Below are 21,406 nucleotides of genomic sequence, written 5' to 3'. Positions count from 1 at the left end.
CGAGATAAAAATATCTCTTGTTTGATTTTGCGAACAAAATCGTTTTACTCACTCGTTGTTCAGTTTTCAAAGATCAATCATTTCCGGACATATCAACACCCGGAATATTAATATATCATACTTTGGCGATTCATACTACTGGTAAATAATACCTCACAGGTGATCCTTTGAATTTTTGAAGTCCATCTAAATATTACATCACAGCCTATCTTACGGCCGGATAAATAATATATCATTTAGATTTGCTGATTACTACATGAAAATTACACCAATTAATAACCAAGTTATCAAAATCAGTTCTATTACTTTACTGCTCATACTTTCGAATTTGCTATTCTTCATTTCTACTATATGATGCCTCCCCCTTTCAGTTCCAAAAGGGGGGATTAATATTGAAACGTTCCAATAATAATTTACAAACATTTTGGAACGTGAAATAAACTAATTTAGAACCGTTCCTAAAAGTATACTTTTTAGAACAGGTGAAACTAACAACAGCAGTGCCTGTTTGGCACTGCTGTTCCTTAACTTCTCATTTTTCAATTTCAAAACCGGTTACCCTTCACAAATCACTGCTTGTTTTATTCCTTGCCTCCATAAACTCTTTTTAATTCCTCTTCCTTCATGTTGAACGAATGGATTTCTTCAGGAAATTGTTTGGTTCGCACATCTGCTGCATAGGCCTGAATGGATTCTGATATAGAAGCATCTAGTTTTTGATAAGACTTCACAAACTTGGCCACACGTTCAACACCGTAGCCTAAAATATCATGGTAAACGAGAACTTGAGCATCCACATTCAAGCCAGCTCCGATCCCGATTACAGGTATAGTCAAGGACTTGGCAACCTTTTCAGCCAGCTGCTTCGGCACGCATTCCAACAATAAAGCAAAGGCACCGGCAGCTTCGCACTTTCTCGCATCTTCCAGAAGACGTTGAGCAGATCGGGCATCTTTCCCCTGCACTTTATAGCCACCTAAGACACCGACAGACTGCGGCGTCAGGCCCAAATGGGCACAGACAGGAATTCCGGCTCTCGTCAATGCAGCAATATGTTCGATAACCTCACCGGCTCCTTCCAGTTTTACAGCATGGGCACCGGCTTCTTGGACCAATTGGCCGGCATGGATTAAGGTGTCCTTCACCGTAAGGTGATAACTTAGAAAGGGCATGTCCGCCATAATAAATGTGTTCTTTGCCCCTCGTTTAACTGCTTTAGTATGATGAATCATATCTTCAAGCGTAACCGGGACGGTGGAATCGTAACCCAGTACCACCATCTCGAGAGAATCGCCAACCAAAATGATATCTACGCTACCCTGTTCTGCGTGCTTAGCAGAAGGATAATCATAGGCAGTCAGCACAACGATTTTTTCTTCGCGCTGCTTCATGTTTATAAAATCCACGGTTTGCTTCATGAATATTCTCCTGAAAATGAAGTATTGAAGTTAGGAAGCAAGTTCTTTCTTGGGTAATAGATAAGTCATTATAACGGCCAAAACCAGAAGAAAAATAGCCGCGTAAAATGCGCTGGAATAGCTGTTATGATGAGAATATAGTAACCCTGGAATATACGACCCTAAAGCTGAACCTACCTGATGCCCCAAAAATAACCATCCAATAATAAATCCTACCCGATGTTTGTTGAAATGCTTGGTAACCAGCAGTTGAGTAGGCGCTACTGTTGCAAAATCGACTAATCCAAATACTGCCGCGAATATAAGCAGCAATACCGGTTCGTGACTGACCAGTAAAAGAATTAAAGACAGACTGCGAACACTATAAAAGAAAATCAGCATTCGACGACTGCTCCAGCGATCGGCCAAATATCCTGACAGTATGATGCCGGCAATGTTAAAAGCGGCTAAGATACTGACCGCACTCCCGGTGACTTGAGTTGAGAACCCATGGTCATGTGCGAAAGGAATCAAGTGGGTATCCATTAATCCCGTAGTTGTAAAACCGCAGATGACGAATGGCATAATAATGAACCAAAACTTATAATCGGCAAAAACACTCCATAGGGAAGAATTTTTGTTTTCAGCTACGGTATCGCCTTGTTCATTGACGCCGCCATACGGCGAAAGATTTTTATCAGCAGGTTGATTTCGTAATAAAAAAACAACCACCGGCACGACTAAAAGCAATAAAAACAATCCCAGTACGACAACCGTCCCTCGCCAGCCCATAACTTGAATGAGCAAAAGAGAGCCCGGAACCATGATCATTTGCCCGACTCCGAAACCCGCTTCCACGATCCCCAAAGCAAAACCGCGCTTAGCTGTAAACCATTTCGTCACGATTGCTGCAGCTGCTACATTGGAAGCTCCCCCTACGCCTAAGGAAACAAAGAAACCATACAATAAAAATAACTGCCATGATTGCTGAGTCATAGCAGTCAATATGACGCTTACTCCGACTAAAGCCGTGCTCCCTATCACAATCATTCTCGCGCCATATCGATCGATTAGTCGTCCCACAACAGGTTGAGAAAGGCCATACACGATAAAACTGACGGTCGAAATCAAAGAAGTCATACTTCGGTCCAGGGAAAATTCGTTCTCCCAAGGAATAATAAATGCGCCAAAAGCCAATCGCACGCCTTGGACAGCAAACAGCGCAAAGAACGTGGCAAATAGTACAATCCATCCATAATGCAATTTCATTTCAGGATACTCCTTTACTCAATACATACGAATAAAAAAGGTCTGAACTGCTATTTTAGTCCGTTCAGGCTTTTTTATAGGTGATCGAGATGCAGTTCAGATGTAGCATAGAGAACTGCTGTACCGCCCATCACGACTCTGTCGCCTTCCAGACGACAATACAAAGTGCCTCCTCTAGGGGACGCCTGCCGAGCCACCAATTCGTTCTTCCCTAATCGTCCTGCCCAGAATGGAATCAAATTACAATGAGCCGAACCGCATACCGGATCTTCGTTGACATTAAGTTTTGGGAAAAAGCTTCGCGAGACAAAGTCGAACTGACTGCCTTGAGATGTCACATTGACCCCTAGCCCATCTGGCAGCTGTTTAAGCTTCGAAAAATCCGGGGTTAACTGACGAACTTGATCCTCGTTTTCTAATAGAAACATCAGATCACGACCTAAATAGGTTTCTATAGGAGTGACTCCGAGCGCATCGACCATATCCTGAGTCAAAGCAAAAGATTCCGGAAGCCGATTCGGGAAATCCAATTCAAACAGATTTTGTTTTTTCAAAACAGTCAGGATCCAGCTTAACGTATGAAAAACAAACCTGTTGCTGTTTGGCTCATAAAACTGAGCGAGAATAAAAGCAGTAGCCAAAGTCCCATGTCCACATAGCTCAATCTCTGCTGCCGGTGTGAACCATCTTAACCGATAATCTTCACCTTCTTTAACAGCGAATGCTGTTTCAGAAAGATTATTTTCGGTTGCGATGCTTTGCATCGTTGCTTCCGGAAGCCATTCTTCCAAAATACATACGCCCGCAGGGTTCCCTTCGAATACCTTTTCCGCAAAAGCATCTACTACATAGTATCTCATCCTTCTCCTCCTTTTTTCGCTAATAACACTTAAAGTGTTATGTTATGATGAAACAATGTAGACATTATAAAGGACTTATATGTATAACAATCAACTAGATGATATAACACTTGAGGTGGTTTCGTATGCACATCTATATTCAGCGAAACAATGGGATCTCAATTACTCGGCAAATTGTGCTGGCTGTGATTGATCAAATTTTATCCGGTTTCCTGCAGGAAGGTGAAAAATTGCCTTCTGTTCGAGTACTCTCCAAGCAGCTTAATGTCAGTTTATTAACAGTAGTCAAAGCATATCGCGAATTAGAGCAGCAAAATTTTCTTTATTCCGTACAAGGCAGCGGGACATTTGTCCGTAAAAAAAACAATGATATTGAGACTGCCTGCATCGAAGAACCGTTAACTCAGGACTGGCAATTGTCGGTTCCGGATTATTTACCGCGCTCCCAACTCGCTCAATTTCATCATGTGCCGCAAAAAATTCACTTGGCTTCTTCCATGGTCGATCCCGAATTGCTTCCTAACCGACATTTGAAAACGGCGTTTGAACACTTGATTCAAGAAGATGGAACCTTTTTATCGCGATACGGTCATACTCAGGGCGATCAACAACTTAGGCTCGCTATGCAGCAATATTTAAGCGGTCTAGGCGTTTACACGCAAATTGAAAATTTGTTGGTCACGAACGGTTCGCAGCAAGGAATTGACTTAATTGCTCGAACATTCGTAGGTCCTGGGGACGTTGTGATTCTTGAAGCTCCGACATATCCCGGAGCTATCGATATTTTCCGAAATCGAGGCGTTACGATTCTAACCGTTCCTCTCGACCAAGAAGGAATGCGTTTGGATATTTTGCAGCAATTATTTGATAAACATCATCCTAAACTTATTTATACGATTCCGAATTTTCATAATCCGACCGGTGTCTTAATGAGCCATAAGCGAAGAAGGAAACTTCTGGAAATGGCGCAAAATACACAAACACTTATTATCGAAGACGATCCTTGGGGCGAAATCTATTATGATCAGCACCCCCCTGCTCCAATTAAAAGCATGGATGAATATGGACATGTTATTTATTTAAAAGGATTGAGTAAAATATTAGCACCCGGCTGTAGGATCGGCGTTTTATCGGCTTCAGGTTCTATTTTCAAGCGAGTGTTAGCTGCAAAAGCTAACGCGGATTTAGGTACTCCATTGGTGACTCAAAAAATACTGTTTCCTTTTCTCGAGCCTTCGATTGTAGAAAGTCATATGCAAAACTTAAGAACGACACTGAAAATAAGACGCGATTTAGCGCTTGAAATTCTGTCAGAGCGCTGCCCGAAAGAAGTGTCTTGGATGGTGCCACAAGGAGGACTTAATCTGTGGCTTAGCCTTCCGGAATGGGTACAATCGCATCTTGTTCTAGCAGAAGCCAATAAAAAGGGAATTTCCTTTTTGCCGGGATCCTCCTGCTTCTCTGTTGAACATGAGAATCATCATATCCGATTAAGTTTTTCGTTCGTCAGTCAGGAATTGCTTCGTGAAGGCATAACGACGTTATGCGAAATTTTAGCGGGCATCATTTTAAGTAGAAAAAACTCGCATTCCTCTCCTTATTTTTAAATATCCTTGGGCCGCCTCGAAAAGAAAACACAAAGAAGACTGCCTGAAGCTTACTTCAGCAGTCTTCTTTTATGATCCACCTATCGGTTTTGTCATGCATCCATAAATCCGGTTTTATCGGCTTCGGTAATAGCTCGAATCACTCGGCAGGAATTACCGGCAGCTATAACATTAGCCGGGATGTTTTTAGTTACGACACTCCCGGAACCAATGATCGAATTGCTACCGATTGAGACTCCAGGATTAATATGAACACCGGCGCCGATCCATACATCGTCTCCTATGGTTACTGGTTTCGCATAACAACCACCATTTCTGCGTTCAACGGCATCTGTTGCATGATTCGCGCAATAGATTCCAACTCGAGGCCCGAACAAAACATCATTACCAATCATAACTTCCGCGCAATCCAAAATCACGCAATCATAATTTGCGAAAAAGTGATTGCCAATCGTAATGTTGAACCCAAATTCACAGCGAAAATCATTCGCAAAATGGACGTCTTCTCCGCATTTCTCTAGCAGCTTGTCTAAGATTTCTTTTCTTTCCTGCTTATCATCGCTGTTATTGTACAGCTTGGTTAATTTAGACGCTTTGTGTCTTGCAGCACTACACGCCTCCGAATAATCGTTGTACATTTCTCCGCTTCTCAATTGCTCTTTTAAAGTCACTCAAGCACTCCCTTTCGTCTGACTTTATACCTAACATTCTTTTTATTATCTAATATTATATGACTTATAATAACTTATATAAAAATAAGGATCAAGTTGCCAAATCTACCACACAACTCGATTCGAGTTAACAATTTAATATATAATTGGTAAAAAAAGTTAAAGTCGATGCAGCATGGAACAACTTCATCGGTCTCTAACATTACCGGTTTAAGCGTGGCGACTTGCGGAAACGTCATCAAATCTCTTGTACAAACCGGAGAAATCATTGAAGTAGAAATGGTTGAATCTCACGGTGGCCGGCCAGACGTTATAAGTACAATGCCAACCATTCGTATGTTATCTGCTTATATGTGAAAACAGAAGGAGGCCTCCATTCTCTTACGTACAGGATCGTCAACCTTCTGGGCGAGAGTAACGCAAAATTATGATGAAGATCAAACATGCGCGATCGTGACCTTTCCTAAAGATAATTTCCCTGGTTCGGGTTTCATTGTCGACGGATATCTTTTAAAAGGAAACACGGAATAGTGCAACCCCAGTTGGTACTTTTATATAGCCTAATGGTGGCAGAGAATGTGAATTTTCATAATATATCCGCGTTGACGACCCGATTGTGTTAGTAAGCCAATAAAGCTTCGGCAATTATGTGCCTTCCAGCATGACGGATCGTTATGATGCGTTTGTTCATCTCGACCGGACCATCTCCCTTCAGCCACTGCCTATCCTTCATCCGGTTGCAACGGATGCTTTATTTTCAGAGTAACAGCTCGCAAGAACCGTCTGTGGGATACAAGGTAGCTGGGTATAGTTTACCGTCAGGCTCCGGATTATAATTATATGACTGGCTCCAATATAAAACAGCGGCAGGCTCGGACTTTATTTTTATCAGTCTGAGCCTGCCGCTGTTTTATTGAACTAACGTGTCCCTTTAATTCAATAAACACTTCCTGATTTTTGGTGAAAAGCGTTAATCTTCTTTTGATGGGCGGTACGTCAATTCAACTGCTCCGAATGTAAGGTCTTGGTATAGACATGCTTAAGAGACATCGTGTTGATGTTATCTGTAAACAAACGCTTTTCACTCATCCGCCGCTTCCAAGCACCAAGATGTTTCTTCCGGGTTGCTCTTAAGGTTCAAAACTTCTTATCACCTCATTATAATACTTTGATTCAAGAGATACCCAATCTATTCACGGATGGTTCTCACCTGTGACAAAACTGTCGGATGCTAGTTGCTAGTTCTTCCGCATGAGTAAGGACAAGCATATGATCAGCTCCTTTGATTTCGGCAAACCTAATCGCAGGTACACGCTTGAAGTGCTCGGCGATATTATACATATCCGGCCATTCTATGGTTCCTTGTATAAATAACGTACTCGTTTGGTTTTATGCTTAGTAATTGAGTTGAAGATACATATTTCCTGTCTTGATGATTAATACAAGTAAATCACGTTTACAAAGGAAAAAAGACAGGCAGAAGATTATAAATTCACTAACAATTTAGGGTAAACATAACCTAATTGAAACCGCCCATCCAATAACCGGATGGGCGGTTTTTACATACTACTTTCCTGCTCCTTTATCACCTGCTCAATCCCCAACAGAATCAGCTTCAAGCCGAACTCAAACGCCCCGTCGGTTCCCATCAGATTGAACAGCCCGTTCGTGAACATCCTCCGAAACAGTCCCACATCCGTCTCGCTCATGGAGTCCAGAAGGCGAATCATCTCCTCACCCGGATGCGCTTTCTGGTCCTTAAAGATAGCGGAGACATTACGCTCATGCTGATAATCGTCTAGAACGAAATAGAAGACATAGTTCACAAGCGTAGTAACCACTTGCATTTTCTGCTCTTGCTCAAGCGGCGTCGATTCCACGCAGAGCAGCATACGGTTGGTGAACCGGATGATGTCCGGTTCGTGGGGCAGCGTCATCATCATGAGCTGCGTGGAGCAGGGATATCGGCTGAGCACGCTCCGTACCGTTACCGCAAGCCCCGTCAGCTGCTCCTTCCATTCCCCCTCGGAGTGGAACTCTTCCAGAATCATTTTCGATACCTGGTTGGCCAGACGCTGGTAGAGATGCTGTTTGCTCTTGAAGTACCAGTACAGAGAGGGAGCCTGAATCCCTAACCTGTCGGCCAATCGTCTCATGCTTAATTTCTCGATGCCCTCCTCTCCAAGAAGCTCCCACGAGGTTTCCAAAATCTTATCCTCCGAAATCTGAGGTTGCTGCTTTTTCATGTCATCCGCCCTTTTATCTAACAGTGTAAGTTTATGCTTTACAGGTTCATTGGTTCATGATACCATCTAACACTGTAAGGTACAACCTAACAGTGTTAGACTGAAAGGCAAAATAAATAAAGAAAGTAGTGATCCGCATGGATGCAGAAAACCTCCATTACTTTGAAAAAGCACCGATCGCAAAAGCCGTAGCTCATTTCGCTATACCAATGATGCTAGGCACGTCAATGAGCGTCATTTATTCCATCTTGAATGCCTATTTTCTTGGTACACTTCACAATACTGCTATGTTAACCGCACTTGCACTAACCCTGCCGTTATTCGCAATCATTATGGCGCTAGGCAATTTGATTGGCATGGGTAGCGGTACATTCATCTCCCGTTTGCTAGGTGAGAAAAAATATGATGAGGTAAAGCATGTGTCTTCATTCGCCTTTTACAGCAGTTTAGTTCTCGGTCTTATCGTGATGGCCGTAGGTCTCCCGTTGATCAATCCAATCGTTCATGGCCTGGGAGCAACGTCTGGCTCCTTCGGATTCACGAAGGACTATGTCACGATTATGCTTATTGGCTCACCATTCGTCGTATTATTCTTCACACTGGAGAATATCATGCGTTCGGAGGGTGCAGCAATCACGTCGATGATCGGTATGATTCTCAGTGTTGTTATAAATATTATTCTCGACGCGTTAGTCATCTTCGTGCTCCATTGGGATGTGATCGGCGTTGCGTCTGCTACGGTCATTTCTAACTTGGTTGCGAGTGCATTCTACGCCTTCCATATGGGATATAAGAGCCAATTCTTAACCGTCTCCGTAAAATGGTTCAAGGCTACCAAGGACATTCTGAGCAATGTATTCAAAATCGGAGTTCCCGTCTTTATTATGAGTATCTTTTTGGGTGCAATGTCGCTCATCTTTAACCATTTTCTTGTCGAATACGGGGATCAGGCCGTAGCGGCTTACGGAATTTCATCACGTTTATTGCAATTTCCTGAGTTTATTCTGATGGGCTTATGCGAGGGAGTCGTGCCGTTGATTGCCTTCTCTTTCACAGCGAATAAATTACGCATGAAGAATACCATTGGATTTACGATCAAAGTGATTGTGGCGTTAGCAGTCGTATTCGGCATTATCGTCTATTTGATTTCCGACCACTTAATTGGTTTATTTACAAATGACTCGCAATTAATTGGAATGGGCAGCTACATTCTACATGTGACGTTCCTATCCTTGTTCATTACAGGAATGACCACATTGTTTACCGGGATCTTCCAAGCATCAGCGCAAGGAACTGCCGCGTTTATTATGTCAATTATTCAAGGGATTACTCTGATTCCTGTGTTGTTTATCGCCAATCAAATGAACGGCTTCCACGGGGTGGTCTGGTCGCTTGTCATTGCGGATGCGGTCGCATTCCTTGTTGGTGCCATCATGTTGTATGTTTTGCGGACCAAATTGCAGCCAGAATTGGATAAGTTAGTACAGTAGAAAACATATAACACCCAAGAAGGCAGGATAAGGACACTCCCCGATCCTGCCCTTTTTAGGTACGTGGACGGGGAATAAGGGCAATTGTCATTTAAAAAAGGAAAATGCCCCCTACCTGCACGATCTTGCTTATTCAGCGCCCCCATCGCCACACTCATCGGAAAGTTCTTACCTCTGAAGATCATCGTTCCCAGCGCAAACTTCGAAACGAGCAAACCCGTGCCTCCTAATCCCTTATATTTCACTTTTCAAACCCTGTTCTAAATTCAAATATTGTTTCCCGTTAGTTGAATCATTTCTGTGATTGATCCACCTTGTAGATTCTTCTGGTAAGCGCCTCGTCATCATCTGTCCATGATATTTGGAGCTGTTTGCGGGTTTTTGAGTGCAGGCAGTAGAATGCCATCGATTAGCGCTGTGAAGAAAGGCTTGTCGAACGGTTTGCGCTGGATGAGTCCGCGAAAGGAAGCCATTGAAGTAATGACCTGGCAAGCCATCTCAATGTCCGCGTGAGTGGGAATTTCACCGCGGACGACGGCTCGGTTCATAAGCTCGCGGTTCACAACAACCCATGGCTCGAAAATCCCGGCTGTTCCTGCTTCGGCAAATTCCGGATGCTGCAAAAAGGAGCCTAGACCCGCTAAGACTCGAAATTTTCGTTCTTCTTCCGCGATCGATTGCGGCTTCAAAAGCACGAGGAGATCTTCGCGCAAGGTTCCTGTATCAGGCAAGCTTTCGAGCTCAAGATGATTTCGATTCATCCAGGCCAAGGCGTTTCGGACTAACTCCGCCTTGGAAGACCAGCGGCGGTAAACCGTCGCCTTCCCAGCCTTTGCTCGAGCCGCGACCATGTCCATTGTCATACCATCGAAACTCGTATCGGCGAGGATGTCGATTGTCGCCTCAAGGATTTTATCATCCCGCGTGTGATCTCGCTTGCGGCCCAATGTTTGCACAGGCTTTTCAGCCACACGGCGTTCCGCTCGATGCAAGGGATCTGAACAAGTCCGTTAATAGGATCACAGGTCAACCTCAAATGGTGCTCCAACGCAACCTCCGCTGCATACTCAATCTGGTCGATACCCATATCAGACAGATCTGCCAGTGCAGCCGATGCCATAGAGCAAGCAGTGCCAACCTCCCCCTGGCAGCCGCATTTAGCACCGCTGATGGAGGCGTTCTGCTTGACCAGATTGCCAATGAGCCCGCCTACTGCCAGAGCCCGGGGGATCTGTTCGTCCGAGACATGCTTCTTTTGCTGCATATAAAGGAGCGCGGCCGGCATGACACCACTGGCCCCACAGGTCGGGGCCGTTACGATTGCACCGGCGGCGGCATTTTGTTCGCTGACCGCGAAAGCATATGCGCTGACAATCCTGTTTTCCCGCGTCTCCGGGCTCTCATCAATATGCCGCTGATTATAAAGAAATTGCGCCTTGCGTTCTCATGGAGACCGCCTTCCAGAATACCTGTGACTGAAAGCCCCTCGTTGACCGAATGCTTCATCGCTTCCCAAATCCCATAGAAAAAATCCCATATCTGTTTGCCTTCACACTGCTCGACGTAATCGCTTAGGCGGATATTGTTATCTTTACAAATTTTACTAATTTATACAAAACTATTCTCCCTATAGACATCGGGCGCCAGCATCTCCTCCCGTCCCTCAATAACGATGTCCCCGCCGCCGATACTTACAGCACGCATGGATGTTGTTTGCCGCCCGTCTTTGTAAGCAAAAAAATCAATGGTATTGGGATGGGGCAGAATAAAATCTGCGTGTGGAACAAATTCAATCTCCGTTGGAAATGGTGACAGTGCTTTAATAATGGCCTTGTCCGTCATATGGCCTTTGCCTGTTTTTGCAAGGGAACCATAAATCAATGCCTTGAATCGTTCGGCATCCTCATTTTCTGATTTGAAGATTCTGGCGGCTTTCTCCGGCCCCATTGTATGGGGGCTGAATGGTCCACTGCCAACCTTATAGAGTTCTGTCAAAGATTTCATAGCACCCTTACATCCTTTCTCAGTTTTCAGTTTTCTTTGGCATAAGATCTTCCTACTGCTTGACCAATATAAACGTTCGGCATCGTTTAAACTATCGCTCGTTCCTCTGAAAACGTTCCTTGATTTTCATCAGCCTCTCAAGAACACCCTCTTCATCAATGGCCATGTCATACAATTGGTGAGTAAGCTGGAGACCTTGATCGTTGGCAAGGGCTTTTTTCCATGTGTGCGACACAATCGAATGAGTAAGATGTCTTACAAAGCGAGGTGCCTGCATGATCATCTCTGCCAGTTCCCACGCACGTGGAAGAAGCTTTTCACGAGGCAGTACCTCACTAACCAGACCGAGGTCTAATGCCGCTTGTGCATTAATATTCATACCCGTGTATGCGCAAAATGCCGCTTTCTTGATTCCCAGTATATTTTGAAGTGCTAAGACGATTCCATCTCCAGGCGGTACACCGCCTAGGTAATGAGCATCGAAAAACTCTGTGCCTTCAGCACAAATGGTAATATCACAAAGCGTTCCCATTTGCCAGTGTGAGCCTGTACCATTGATCACCCCAATTGTGGGGATGTCGATGCAATAGATCATATTTTCAATCATTCTCAACGATTCATGATATAATTCCAGTTTCCGGTTATTCGGCCAATCCATGAATTTTGTTGTCCAGACTTCAGGATTGCCTATTTGCCACAAATCTCCTGTCCCTGTAAGGATCATCACCTCATTTTCAGGGTCACGGCCAACATCTGACCATACATTGCCATATGCAGTTTGGGTCGCCCAGTCAAATTGAAGAGGTCCCCCGCGAGTGTGCATACGCACTTCGAGTATGCCGTCACGGCGAGTCATGAAGAACAAGTCCTTGTACTTCTCCGAATATTTTTCGAATCTTGTAGGTCCCGCCATATCTCTATTGAACTTCGTTGCCCATTAGACGTCCTTGCATCTTCATCAGTCTCTCAAGAGCACCTTCTTCATCAATAGCCATATCGAACATTTGGTGAGCAAGCTGGAACCCTTGATCACTGACCAAGGCTTGTTTCCATGGACGGGATATAATTGAATGTGAGAGATGTCTCGTTGAACGTGGTGCCTGCATGATCATCTCCGCAAGTTCCCAAGCACGTGGAAGGAGCTTTTCGCGGGGGAGGACTTCACTAACTATGCCTAGGTCCAATGCGGTTTGACCATTGATATTCTTGCCAGTGTAAGCGTAATATGCTGCTTTCTTGAAACCTATCATGTTCTGCAGCGTGAGTAACATTCCATCTCCGGGAGGTGTGCCTCCCAGAAAATGAGGATCAAAAAAGTCCGCGTCTTCTGTACAAATAGTAATATCACAGAGAGTTGCGAGTTCACAATGCGTTCCCGGCCCATTGATCGCCCCTATTGTGGGGATGTCAATGCAGAATATCAAATTTTCAAGCAGTCTCAGCGATTCATGATACTGTTCGAGCTTCTTTTGCTTCGGCCAGTCCATAAATTTTGTATTCCAGACATCAGGGTTCCCTATTACCCATTTATCCCCTGTTCCAGAAATGATCATTACCTCGTTTTCAGGGTCACGGCCAATATCTGACCATGCATGGGACCATGCAGTATGGGCTTCCCAAGAATGTTGATACGGCCCTCCGTCGGTGTGCAACCGCACTTCAATTATTCCGTCACGACGGGTCATTAATAGAAAGTCTTTGTACTTCACCGAGTACTCTTCAAATTTTGTTGGTCCAATCATACGTCGCTCAGTCATTTCAATTCCTCCTAGTTTTGTTTAGATATTATCTATTACTTTCAAGCCAATCTCTGGCGAAAGCAGCGTATGCCGCAGCCCCTTTATAAAGTACCTCATCCGAGAACATCGTCTTTGGATGGTGCATAGGGTAACCATAACCTTCTTCGGTATTGCCTGCGTTAATAAACACTGAGGTACTTGGCACCGCTTGTGATACAAATGCGAAGTCTTCTGATCCCATTAATTTACCACCGGGTATCAATTGTGTTATACCGATAAAGGAACTGGCGCCAAAAGTGTTGGCAATAGTAGTTCTCATTTGATGGTTCAGCCCGCTTTCCGTTTTCACCTCAGGACAGCCCCTGGTATAAATCACATCCACCTTTGCATGAAAAGTTACTCCAATACCTGCAGAAATTTCGTGGATACGGGTTTCCATTTCATCCCGCAATGCGGCGTTAAATGTGCGTACGCTGCCTTTCATTCTGGCAGTATCGGGAATCACGTTGTTTGTACTTCCACCTTCCATCACTCCAATTGTAAGAACTGCACTCTCCATTGGCGAAATTTCACGGCTTACGATCCCCTGCAGCGCCAGATGAAGATGAGCAGCTACATTTAATGGGTCTACTGCGGCACTAGGCATCGCTCCATGTGCGCCCCTTCCGCGGATGATTACTTCGAACCAATCAGAAGAAGCTGAAATCGCTTCTCCGGCCTCAGGCACTACAAATTGCCCGGCAGGAATTGGCATTCCAGTCAACACGTGAAGCATCATGGCTGCATCCACTTTAGGATTTTCGAGAATCCCATTCTCAAGCATCATCTTTGCCCCGTGCAGAGTCTCTTCACCCGGCTGAAACATAAGCTTAACCGTCCCGCGAAGCTGCTCTTCGTTTGCCTTCAGGATCTCCGCAGCTCCCAACAGCATGGAAGTATGCAAGTCATGACCGCATGCATGCATGTTTCCATTCAACGACGCAAAAGAAATATCCGTTTCTTCTTGAATGGGCAGCCCATCCATATCCGCACGAATAAGAATCACCTTCCCGGCATGTTGTCCGCCGATCGTAACCGTTAGACCTGATTCTCCTACGGGAGTGGGCTTAAGACTCATCGACTCCAACACCTCTTTTACGTAGGCAGTTGTCCTGGGCAAACTTAAATCAAGTTCCGGAATCGCATGCAGATGATGCCTGTACATGACCAATTTTTCCTGCAGCTGATGGGCCATACTCAAAAAGTCTCCAGCTTCTTCAATCACAATGAACATCTCCCAAAACACAAATTGAATGAACGTAAGAACAGAGTAAACATCCCCCCCTTCTTATTTTAAGACTTTTTAAGAACAATTTTATCGTACTTTTAAATTTATTAAATGTAAAGAGAAAATAAGACATTTTAAGAACGCTTTTTTTGGAGGCTACCGGAACATTGAAATATCACATTTATTGTGATATAACTCTTTTGATTGAACTGTTTATGAAAGGAATCTACCATGAAAATCAAGCTGGGTATTATCACGCCTGAGACCCATATGGACTATTTCCGCGCCATTGAAGAAGAAATGCGGTCGGTATGTCAGTTCCGTTTTCTTACGATCAACAACTTCCGGGAAACAAAAGACATATATCTTAAAAACTTAGGTTCGGTAGATGGATTTGTTATCAGTGGCAGGATGCTTTACGAGTCAATTGATAAGGAATGCTTGGATGAAAAAGTACCTATTCACATTTTGCAGGATAATGAAAACCTTCTATATAGGGAACTTTTCCGGCTACTGGTTACATATCCTGAGCTTGATATATCTAGGATCTATGTGGATTATGCGTATATTATCGATTCTTTCAGTGAATTCCAACAATACCTGACTCATGAGGGAAAGCCCATTAACAACGACGATCTGCTCGAACGGGTGGAAACAATGCTCGAAAACCATATCACTCTGTGGGAAGATAAGAAAATAGACCTGTCCATCACGGCGTTCGGCCACTTTGTTCCAGAACTCAAAAAGCACGGAGTCAGATATATCTTAATCCGGCCCACTTTGGAAAACGTTAAAGAGACCATAAGAGAGATCATCAACGAGATTACCATCCTCAAGCTTAAGAGTCAGAGGGCAGTTGTCGCATGCTTATCGACCAAAACGGCGGAACCGCCATCTGAAGAGCAGCTTCATGAGCTAAAGGTCCTTGTCGGCAGATTTCTGCGCAGCGTGAATCTGGCAGACACGGCCCAAATTTCGGAAGGCTTTGTCAGACTATACACCACCTATGGAAATTTCATGAAAATCACCTCTAACGCGCATAACTGCACCCTGCTGGAGTATCTGGAAGAGCGCATAAGCGACAAGGTGAAGATCGGGTGGGGCTCAGGGCATGAATATTTTCAAGCTAACATTAACGCCACCAAAGCTCACAGACAGGCGGAAGCCTTTACGGGCAGCTGCAGCTTTTTTATAAACGAGGATCAGAAGGTTATCGGCCCAATGCGGAGCATGAATGTCATACAGTTCTCTGAACAGGGGGACCCGGAAATCATCGCGTTAGCCAAAACTATCGGAATAAACAACATTAACTTGCAAAAAATCATGTCCTACGCAGAAATCATGAGAACAAATAAATTATCCTCTGAGGATGTTGCTCAATGCCTGTCCATGACCGTCAGAGGTGCAAACCGTATCCTTAACAAAATTGAAGAAAGTAAATACGTACAAACGGTATTTGAAAAACGAGACAACAGTAAAGGGCGACCAAAAAAATACTACGAACTGTTGTTTCTCGACAAAGAAGGGCGCAAATTAAGCAGATGACACGCATTGTTACGTTTGCCATTTCGACTTTAAATTAATGGCAAAAAAGGCACATTTTCAAAACTGAAAACGTGCCTTTTTTGCGCTTAATTTACCAAGTCAAATCACTTATGATCGATTCATTTAAACCCTATCTATCAGACAGCTCTCAAAACCCGCTTATCCCGTGAGACAGTCCCAACCGCGCCTGTTCGTTGAACAGCTTGTGGTTGAGTGATTACCACACCGTTACGTCAGAACTCCCACTACTTTGATACCCCTCTGTTGCTAACACCTGGTAAGACCAGCTATTCCCCAGATTCATTCCTTTGCTCGCCCATGCTTTCACGTGGTTGCTGAAAGTGATCGTGGAGTTACCCCCGGTCGGTCTCTTCGACTGTCGAACACTCCAGTACTGAATAAACGTCGTTTTTTCGCCTTCAATGGAAGGGGCGTCGTATCGCATTGTTGTGTAGATGTCATATGTGCCCCCATCACTGGTCACCGTACCTTTATACGTTCCGGTAGGTCGATAAGTCCCCCAGCTATCAACGACATAATATTCGATGAGTGAGTTTTTCGTCCACCCGTAGAGAGCCAAGTATCCATTACCGGACGGCGCCCAGACACCGGCATTGTAGTTAATCGTTCTGTTTGGTGATCCAGTAGTCCAGCCTTTCCCGACAACAAAATTCCCGGTATCCTTCCATGTTACGCTGTAATTACCGCCTGATCCATTAACAGCATTGACCGTCCCACCGCCATCGGTCCAATTTTGCCAATAGTCTGTCGCTGCACTTGAGGTTGTTGCAAACAACCCAAAACTCATGGAAGCTGCAAGAACTACCGTCATCATTTTCTTACTAAAATTAAACATAATCTACCTCCTAAAATTTTTGTGTTTGTCCCATACACCTGCTTGTTAGTTGATTCTGTTTGTAACACATCTCTTATCTGTGCATATCCCGTTTTTTTACTTTTACCTCCCTTATGTGTAAATTATAGAATGATAGCGTTTGCATATAAACCTAGCAAATTAAAGCTTTAACTCTATTATGTTTAGCTCTCTTTGAATTTTATAGAAGCCGTTGAAGGGTAATCGAGTTTCGTAACGTTGGAAGAAGGTCTTCGCTGCTTTTAATTATTCGAGCAATATGCGAATCTATTTTTATGTCGGATTTTTTAGATATTCATCTAATCGGAAACAATATAAGTTCTTGTCCCAAGCTGAAGACAAGAACTTATATCGTTAAAACCAAAAAGCTGCCAATGGCAACTGGGGTCAGTCCCGTCGGTTTCCCATATGGAGTTTTTCCAATGTCAATTTTAAGGAGTGCAATTCAGTATAAAAAAACTGGGGTTTGAGAGCGAAGGCATATTAAAAAAGGACAAAATTCTGTCCGATGGTAATTACCTCAACACAGTTATGATGGGACGACTTAATGAATAATTCCAGCAAAAAACCTCCTGTGAATCATCACGGGAGCTTTTTTTGCTGTGCATGTTATGCCTTTTTACCTGTAACGTTTAGGATTATCTGTCTGATCAAGAATAAAGTCGATACTCACCTTGTGGAAATCTGCCAATTTGATTAAGACCACACTTGGGACGTCCAGATTCCCATTTTCATATCGGGAATAGGTTGTTTGTGAGATACCTAAAAAGTCGGCCATGCTCTGTTGTGTTAAGTCTTTGTCCTCACGTAAATTGCGAATTCTCTTATACACTGCTCATCACCCAAGCAAAGTTTACTCCATGCGAAAACTGCATATTGATTTTTATGCGTTTTTCGCATAAAATTTATTTATCTTCAACTTTACCTTGAAATCTTGAGTTGTCCCTTCATATGCAAAAGCTCTTAATGGGGACAGACGGATTCTCCTAAATTCGTTTTATTAAAGTGTATATTTCCCAACGAAGCATATAACAGAATATTGAAATATAGCTCCTGCGGTCATCATAGAGCTTTATTTTGCATGCTATTCTTTTTACCGGTACAACGTTCAGGATCATCTGTCTGACCAAGAATAAAGTCGATACTTACCTTGTGGAAATCTGCCAATTTGATTAAGACGACACTGGGAACGTCCAAGGTCCCATTTTCATATCGAGAGTAGGTCGTTTGTGAGATATGTAATAATTCAGCCATGGTCTGTTGTGTTAAGTCTTTGTCCTCACGTAAATCGCGAATTCTCTTATACATTGCTCATCACCCAAGCAAAGTTTACTCCATGCGAAAACTGCATATTGATTTTTATGCGTTTTTCGCATAAATTTATTTAAAGAGTATAACAAGTGGAATAAGAACGGAGTGGGCGGAATGGTGCTGTACAAGCGATAGCGTTCGCCTTTGTGGCCGGATTTCAACCTTCTTAGCTTGATTAAGAAATCCGGGCACAACAGCGATGGGAAGCACCATCCGACCGCGTAGTGGCGCCGTATGTACATCTTTAGCTCAACTTATATAAATAATCAGTATTCATAAGGAGGCATGATGAAAATGATTTTGGAGGATATGTATTATGGGAATTGGCGTCCCAGTGAACAGATAAATTCAACCGACCCTGAATCTCAAAAAGTGAATCAAAAAATTAGTGATCTCATGGAGATGTTGAAAAGCAAATTACCAGCAGTCGAGTTTGAGTCAATTGAAGTCATGTTTGATTTATTAAGCGAGTCAACTTCCCTGCACTCCGCAGCAGCATTCATTCACGGGTACCGGGCGGGGGCATTAACGATGATTGAAGTATTTAGCGAGGACAAAGAAATTGTTGATCGTAATAGATAGATGATGGAGGAGTTATGGTGGTGAACCCGCTACGCATGCAAATTACCCGTTCCGATCGCTGTTATCCCTAGATTTTTCCTCAATAAATATAAATTTAAAGGTAATATCCGGGGATAACAAAACGAATGGAGGGGCTCCCTAGCCTCTGCCTGCGCCCCCCAGCGCATTCATCAAGAACTCGTAAATTTCCAGTTCGTTGATTTTATCGCCATCGGTCACTATGTTATGCTGAACTTGCAGTCCGTTCTTGAACACGGTGAACATCCGAGCTGTCCTGTCCGCATCGATTGAAATAGGGATAGCTCCATTCTGCTGTCCGACTTCGATCCACGTTTTGGCAGTGAGGATAGATGCTTCATGATAACGTTTCAGAATTCCTGCCACGGCGGGCTTATCCTGTTGGCTGAGTAGATAGATAAAAATCAGGCTGGTAGCGCTGTCCCCACTGCCGATGTTACGAAGCCGTTCAGTTAAGGTGTTAAGCGGGGACTTGATTCCTTCTGGTCCTGCGGGAGTCCGGGCGACAGATTCAAAAAAACGCTGATTGGTTTTCTCCATTCCCGCCTCCAGAATCATACCGAACAATTCATCTTTGCTTTTGACATAATGGTAAATGGCTCCTTTAGTCAGTCCGCTGCGATCCGCAATATCCTGTAGTGTCGTCGCCCGACAGCCTTTCTCCATAATCATCTCTTCGGCAATCTCAAGCAGCTTTTTTAGACTGTCGTTCATCGCTTTGTCTTGCATAATCTTTTACCTCCCGGTTGTCTGTCTTTTTATTCGTTTAATGAAACCAATATTCCACCAGATCGTCAAACCAATAATCACGTAAGTGAAGAACGAGGATACGGCCAGAAAGGTCGGTATGGACAACGAGTATACCAGCACTACTTTGATGAAGGCTTCCAGCAGCAGGCTGAGTCCCCACACCGCCGTTATCAGGCGGAAATTAAAGCGATAGCGGGGAAGTTTCTCCCATTTATCGTTCATCTGAGGATTATGGCCTGTGAATCTTTCCGCAAAATAATAAATTAATGGTCGACCAAAGAGCAGCGAACCTAGAAACACCACCCCCATAATACCGGTCACATAAGACTCCCGTAGCAAAATAAAGCGTTCATCACCGCCCAAGAGAACGGCCACGACGCCAAGAATCAGACCAAGAAAAATAAAGCCAGAGAACACATCTGCTTTACGGGTCCGTATAAGGCTGTAGATCGAGTCGCATAGTGGTACAAGAGCAGCGATAGACAGAGCCACCACACTGCTCGTATACGGAATTAGCAGGCGATAAGTCAAATAAGGCAATACAAGATTGATGATTAACGTAAAGATGATTTCGTTGCGAGATTTATTCATGATCGACTCATCCTCTCATCATTTAAAACCTACCTTCGGTAGGTATCTTTTATTTTACATACCTTCGGTAGGTATGTAAAGATTAAAAAATAATAATACCTAACGTCATGACTTTTTACATAAGAATCATTAAGGTTTTTTACTCCTTGTTAAACCAGCTTTTTGAGACTTACATTCTATATTTCCTCATGTTGCTACACGTTTCGCATACCCTACAACTACAAAAAAAAGGAGATGGCGCTTGCCATCTCCCTTGCTTTTATTCTTCTCCCACACTTCCTGCTTAAAAACTTGTTGCGGCAAAGGTGGTCGGTGAGCGGAGCGGGCAGAATTGTTCTGAAGAAGCATGTGCGTTCGAAAGAACAATCTGCACGCGCAGCGCCTCCCCGACACACACTCTAACAAGCAACTATTTTTTTAAGCCTCCACCCGATTCAAAAATACCTTCGTCCGCTCCAGCTGCGGATTTCCAAAAATCTGCTCTGGTGTACCGGATTCCGCGATTTCTCCATTATCCATAAAAATGACACGATCCGCCACATCTCTCGCAAAATTCATCTCGTGGGTCACGATGACCATCGTCATATGTTCCTCAGCCAGCTTTTTGATAACTCGCAGCACCTCACCCGTCAGCTCGGGATCAAGGGCCGAGGTCGGCTCGTCGAACAGTAAAATATCAGGGTTCATCATCATTGCCCGGGCAATCGCCACACGCTGCTTCTGTCCCCCCGACAGTCGGGATGGATACGCATCTGCTTTATCTGCCAATCCGACTTTAGCCAGCAACTCAGCGCTTTGGCGACGCAGTTCAGCCTTGCTCACCTTTTTCACCAGCTTCGGAGCCAGCTCCAGATTATCCTGCACCGTCAAGTGAGGGAACAGATTAAAATGCTGGAACACCATGCCCATCCCGGTGGTAATGCCCTTAATATCACCTGCTGGAGCGTACTGACCGTTTTCCACCAGTGCTTTATCATGAATGCGGATCGTCCCGCCCGTCACATCTTCCAGGTGCACCAAACTACGGAGCATGGTACTTTTTCCTGAACCTGAAGGACCGATGACGGCTACAACCTCGCCCGCTTTAACGTTAAAGCTCACTCTTTTCAGAACGTCGAGCTTGCCGAACGATTTTTTCAAATCGGTAACTTCTATTGCATTAGTATTCATATCTCGACATTCCTT

General features: G+C 44.0%; 21 protein-coding genes and 1 pseudogene. 5 read left to right on the top strand and 17 right to left on the bottom strand.

Features of this window, described 5'->3' with window-relative positions:
- Positions 1-581: 581 nt before the first annotated feature.
- The 3 genes from panB to NLX82_RS22795 form a co-directional block, all read right to left on the bottom strand.
- Positions 582-1,418, bottom strand: coding sequence for a 3-methyl-2-oxobutanoate hydroxymethyltransferase (gene panB, locus NLX82_RS22805; RefSeq protein WP_023987235.1), 837 nt, complete (start codon positions 1,416-1,418; stop codon positions 582-584).
- Between the two features lie 30 nt (positions 1,419-1,448).
- The gene (locus NLX82_RS22800) at positions 1,449-2,666 is read right to left on the bottom strand and encodes an MFS transporter (RefSeq protein ID WP_254349106.1); all 1,218 of its coding nucleotides are present in this window, start codon (positions 2,664-2,666) and stop codon (positions 1,449-1,451) included.
- A gap of 74 nt (positions 2,667-2,740) precedes the next feature.
- Positions 2,741-3,526, bottom strand: a complete 786-nt coding sequence (locus tag NLX82_RS22795; protein WP_254349105.1) for a PhzF family phenazine biosynthesis protein — start codon at positions 3,524-3,526, stop codon at positions 2,741-2,743.
- A 125-nt stretch (positions 3,527-3,651) separates the two neighbouring features.
- On the opposite strand from NLX82_RS22795, the gene pdxR reads away from it, so the two are divergent.
- Positions 3,652-5,133, top strand: coding sequence for a MocR-like pyridoxine biosynthesis transcription factor PdxR (gene pdxR, locus NLX82_RS22790; RefSeq protein ID WP_254349104.1), 1,482 nt, complete (start codon positions 3,652-3,654; stop codon positions 5,131-5,133).
- A gap of 92 nt (positions 5,134-5,225) precedes the next feature.
- On the opposite strand, the gene NLX82_RS22785 is transcribed toward pdxR, so the two are convergent.
- Both NLX82_RS22785 and NLX82_RS22780 read right to left on the bottom strand, forming a co-directional pair.
- Positions 5,226-5,804 carry a sugar O-acetyltransferase gene (locus NLX82_RS22785; RefSeq protein ID WP_254349103.1) on the bottom strand — a complete coding sequence of 193 codons (579 nt, stop codon included), beginning with the start codon at positions 5,802-5,804 and terminating at the stop codon, positions 5,226-5,228.
- 1,559 nt (positions 5,805-7,363) lie between these two features.
- Positions 7,364-8,050: a TetR/AcrR family transcriptional regulator gene (locus NLX82_RS22780; RefSeq protein ID WP_023987230.1), complete on the bottom strand. Its 687-nt coding sequence runs from the start codon at positions 8,048-8,050 to the stop codon at positions 7,364-7,366.
- 137 nt (positions 8,051-8,187) lie between these two features.
- Here NLX82_RS22780 and NLX82_RS22775 point away from each other — a divergent pair, with 137 nt between their 5' ends.
- Positions 8,188-9,540 carry an MATE family efflux transporter gene (locus tag NLX82_RS22775; protein ID WP_254349102.1) on the top strand — a complete coding sequence of 451 codons (1,353 nt, stop codon included), beginning with the start codon at positions 8,188-8,190 and terminating at the stop codon, positions 9,538-9,540.
- 344 nt (positions 9,541-9,884) lie between these two features.
- Here NLX82_RS22775 and NLX82_RS22770 read toward each other — a convergent pair whose 3' ends face one another.
- From NLX82_RS22770 to NLX82_RS22745, 6 genes are all read right to left on the bottom strand, one after another.
- Positions 9,885-10,403, bottom strand: coding sequence for a TetR/AcrR family transcriptional regulator (locus tag NLX82_RS22770; RefSeq protein ID WP_254349101.1), 519 nt, complete (start codon positions 10,401-10,403; stop codon positions 9,885-9,887).
- On the bottom strand, positions 10,400-10,861 hold the full coding sequence (locus tag NLX82_RS22765) for an L-serine ammonia-lyase, iron-sulfur-dependent, subunit alpha (RefSeq protein WP_231118758.1): 462 nt from the start codon (positions 10,859-10,861) through the stop codon (positions 10,400-10,402). Before NLX82_RS22765 ends, NLX82_RS22770 begins: the two co-directional genes overlap by 4 nt.
- Before the next feature lie 287 nt (positions 10,862-11,148).
- Positions 11,149-11,544 carry a serine dehydratase beta chain gene (locus tag NLX82_RS22760; protein ID WP_023987224.1) on the bottom strand — a complete coding sequence of 132 codons (396 nt, stop codon included), beginning with the start codon at positions 11,542-11,544 and terminating at the stop codon, positions 11,149-11,151.
- Between the two features lie 91 nt (positions 11,545-11,635).
- Complete coding sequence (locus NLX82_RS22755; protein ID WP_226887840.1) at positions 11,636-12,400, bottom strand: enoyl-CoA hydratase/isomerase family protein; 765 nt, start codon at positions 12,398-12,400, stop codon at positions 11,636-11,638.
- A 61-nt stretch (positions 12,401-12,461) separates the two neighbouring features.
- The gene (locus tag NLX82_RS22750) at positions 12,462-13,301 is read right to left on the bottom strand and encodes an enoyl-CoA hydratase/isomerase family protein (RefSeq protein ID WP_023987222.1); all 840 of its coding nucleotides are present in this window, start codon (positions 13,299-13,301) and stop codon (positions 12,462-12,464) included.
- 28 nt (positions 13,302-13,329) lie between these two features.
- Positions 13,330-14,556 (bottom strand): M20 metallopeptidase family protein, encoded by a 1,227-nt coding sequence (locus NLX82_RS22745; protein ID WP_034095150.1) that lies wholly within the window; start codon positions 14,554-14,556, stop codon positions 13,330-13,332.
- A 225-nt stretch (positions 14,557-14,781) separates the two neighbouring features.
- Here NLX82_RS22745 and NLX82_RS22740 point away from each other — a divergent pair, with 225 nt between their 5' ends.
- On the top strand, positions 14,782-16,095 hold the full coding sequence (locus NLX82_RS22740) for a hypothetical protein (RefSeq protein ID WP_023987220.1): 1,314 nt from the start codon (positions 14,782-14,784) through the stop codon (positions 16,093-16,095).
- A gap of 217 nt (positions 16,096-16,312) precedes the next feature.
- Here the strand turns inward: NLX82_RS22740 and NLX82_RS22735 are convergent, their stop codons facing one another.
- Positions 16,313-16,951, bottom strand: coding sequence for a glycoside hydrolase family 11 protein (locus tag NLX82_RS22735; protein ID WP_023987219.1), 639 nt, complete (start codon positions 16,949-16,951; stop codon positions 16,313-16,315).
- A gap of 471 nt (positions 16,952-17,422) precedes the next feature.
- Between NLX82_RS22735 and NLX82_RS22730 the strand changes: the two are divergent.
- Positions 17,423-17,524: pseudogene (locus NLX82_RS22730) on the top strand (GNAT family N-acetyltransferase); the annotation flags it as partial.
- Positions 17,525-17,588: 64 nt separating this feature from the next.
- Here NLX82_RS22730 and NLX82_RS22725 read toward each other — a convergent pair.
- On the bottom strand, positions 17,589-17,801 hold the full coding sequence (locus NLX82_RS22725; protein WP_023987218.1) for a helix-turn-helix domain-containing protein: 213 nt from the start codon (positions 17,799-17,801) through the stop codon (positions 17,589-17,591).
- Between the two features lie 230 nt (positions 17,802-18,031).
- On the bottom strand, positions 18,032-18,277 hold the full coding sequence (locus NLX82_RS22720; protein ID WP_023987217.1) for a helix-turn-helix domain-containing protein: 246 nt from the start codon (positions 18,275-18,277) through the stop codon (positions 18,032-18,034).
- A 297-nt stretch (positions 18,278-18,574) separates the two neighbouring features.
- Between NLX82_RS22720 and NLX82_RS22715 the strand changes: the two genes are divergently transcribed.
- Positions 18,575-18,862, top strand: a complete 288-nt coding sequence (locus NLX82_RS22715; protein ID WP_023987216.1) for a DUF6809 family protein — start codon at positions 18,575-18,577, stop codon at positions 18,860-18,862.
- A 138-nt stretch (positions 18,863-19,000) separates the two neighbouring features.
- On the opposite strand, the gene NLX82_RS22710 is transcribed toward NLX82_RS22715, so the two are convergent.
- The 3 genes from NLX82_RS22710 to NLX82_RS22700 all read right to left on the bottom strand — a co-directional run bounded on the left by NLX82_RS22710 (position 19,001) and on the right by NLX82_RS22700 (position 21,391).
- A complete protein-coding gene (locus NLX82_RS22710; protein ID WP_023987215.1) occupies positions 19,001-19,609 on the bottom strand; it encodes a TetR/AcrR family transcriptional regulator in 609 nt (202 codons plus the stop codon).
- Positions 19,610-19,615: 6 nt separating this feature from the next.
- Positions 19,616-20,221, bottom strand: a complete 606-nt coding sequence (locus NLX82_RS22705; protein WP_053324732.1) for a VC0807 family protein — start codon at positions 20,219-20,221, stop codon at positions 19,616-19,618.
- Between the two features lie 417 nt (positions 20,222-20,638).
- Positions 20,639-21,391 (bottom strand): amino acid ABC transporter ATP-binding protein, encoded by a 753-nt coding sequence (locus NLX82_RS22700; protein ID WP_025683111.1) that lies wholly within the window; start codon positions 21,389-21,391, stop codon positions 20,639-20,641.
- Positions 21,392-21,406: the final 15 nt, after the last annotated feature.

The organism is Paenibacillus sp. A3M_27_13 (assembly GCF_024213315.1).
Lineage (GTDB): Bacteria > Bacillota > Bacilli > Paenibacillales > Paenibacillaceae > Paenibacillus > Paenibacillus polymyxa_B.
This window is presented reverse-complemented; position numbering and strand designations above follow the sequence as displayed.

Excerpts from the sequence above, each read along its gene's own strand:
- NLX82_RS22740 (WP_023987220.1), top strand. The coding sequence starts at position 14,782 with ATGAAAATCAAGCTGGGTATTATCACGCCTGAGACCCATATGGACTAT.
- NLX82_RS22745 (WP_034095150.1), bottom strand. The coding sequence starts at position 14,556 with ATGTTCATTGTGATTGAAGAAGCTGGAGACTTTTTGAGTATGGCCCAT.
- panB (WP_023987235.1), bottom strand. The coding sequence starts at position 1,418 with ATGAAGCAAACCGTGGATTTTATAAACATGAAGCAGCGCGAAGAAAAA.
- NLX82_RS22770 (WP_254349101.1), bottom strand. The coding sequence starts at position 10,403 with ATGACAATGGACATGGTCGCGGCTCGAGCAAAGGCTGGGAAGGCGACG.
- NLX82_RS22760 (WP_023987224.1), bottom strand. The coding sequence starts at position 11,544 with ATGAAATCTTTGACAGAACTCTATAAGGTTGGCAGTGGACCATTCAGC.
- NLX82_RS22705 (WP_053324732.1), bottom strand. The coding sequence starts at position 20,221 with ATGAATAAATCTCGCAACGAAATCATCTTTACGTTAATCATCAATCTT.
- NLX82_RS22795 (WP_254349105.1), bottom strand. The coding sequence starts at position 3,526 with ATGAGATACTATGTAGTAGATGCTTTTGCGGAAAAGGTATTCGAAGGG.
- NLX82_RS22750 (WP_023987222.1), bottom strand. The coding sequence starts at position 13,301 with ATGACTGAGCGACGTATGATTGGACCAACAAAATTTGAAGAGTACTCG.
- NLX82_RS22715 (WP_023987216.1), top strand. The coding sequence starts at position 18,575 with ATGATTTTGGAGGATATGTATTATGGGAATTGGCGTCCCAGTGAACAG.
- NLX82_RS22775 (WP_254349102.1), top strand. The coding sequence starts at position 8,188 with ATGGATGCAGAAAACCTCCATTACTTTGAAAAAGCACCGATCGCAAAA.
- pdxR (WP_254349104.1), top strand. The coding sequence starts at position 3,652 with ATGCACATCTATATTCAGCGAAACAATGGGATCTCAATTACTCGGCAA.
- NLX82_RS22755 (WP_226887840.1), bottom strand. The coding sequence starts at position 12,400 with ATGACTCGCCGTGACGGCATACTCGAAGTGCGTATGCACACTCGCGGG.
- NLX82_RS22800 (WP_254349106.1), bottom strand. The coding sequence starts at position 2,666 with ATGAAATTGCATTATGGATGGATTGTACTATTTGCCACGTTCTTTGCG.
- NLX82_RS22700 (WP_025683111.1), bottom strand. The coding sequence starts at position 21,391 with ATGAATACTAATGCAATAGAAGTTACCGATTTGAAAAAATCGTTCGGC.
- NLX82_RS22720 (WP_023987217.1), bottom strand. The coding sequence starts at position 18,277 with ATGTATAAGAGAATTCGCGATTTACGTGAGGACAAAGACTTAACACAA.
- NLX82_RS22780 (WP_023987230.1), bottom strand. The coding sequence starts at position 8,050 with ATGAAAAAGCAGCAACCTCAGATTTCGGAGGATAAGATTTTGGAAACC.
- NLX82_RS22735 (WP_023987219.1), bottom strand. The coding sequence starts at position 16,951 with ATGTTTAATTTTAGTAAGAAAATGATGACGGTAGTTCTTGCAGCTTCC.
- NLX82_RS22710 (WP_023987215.1), bottom strand. The coding sequence starts at position 19,609 with ATGCAAGACAAAGCGATGAACGACAGTCTAAAAAAGCTGCTTGAGATT.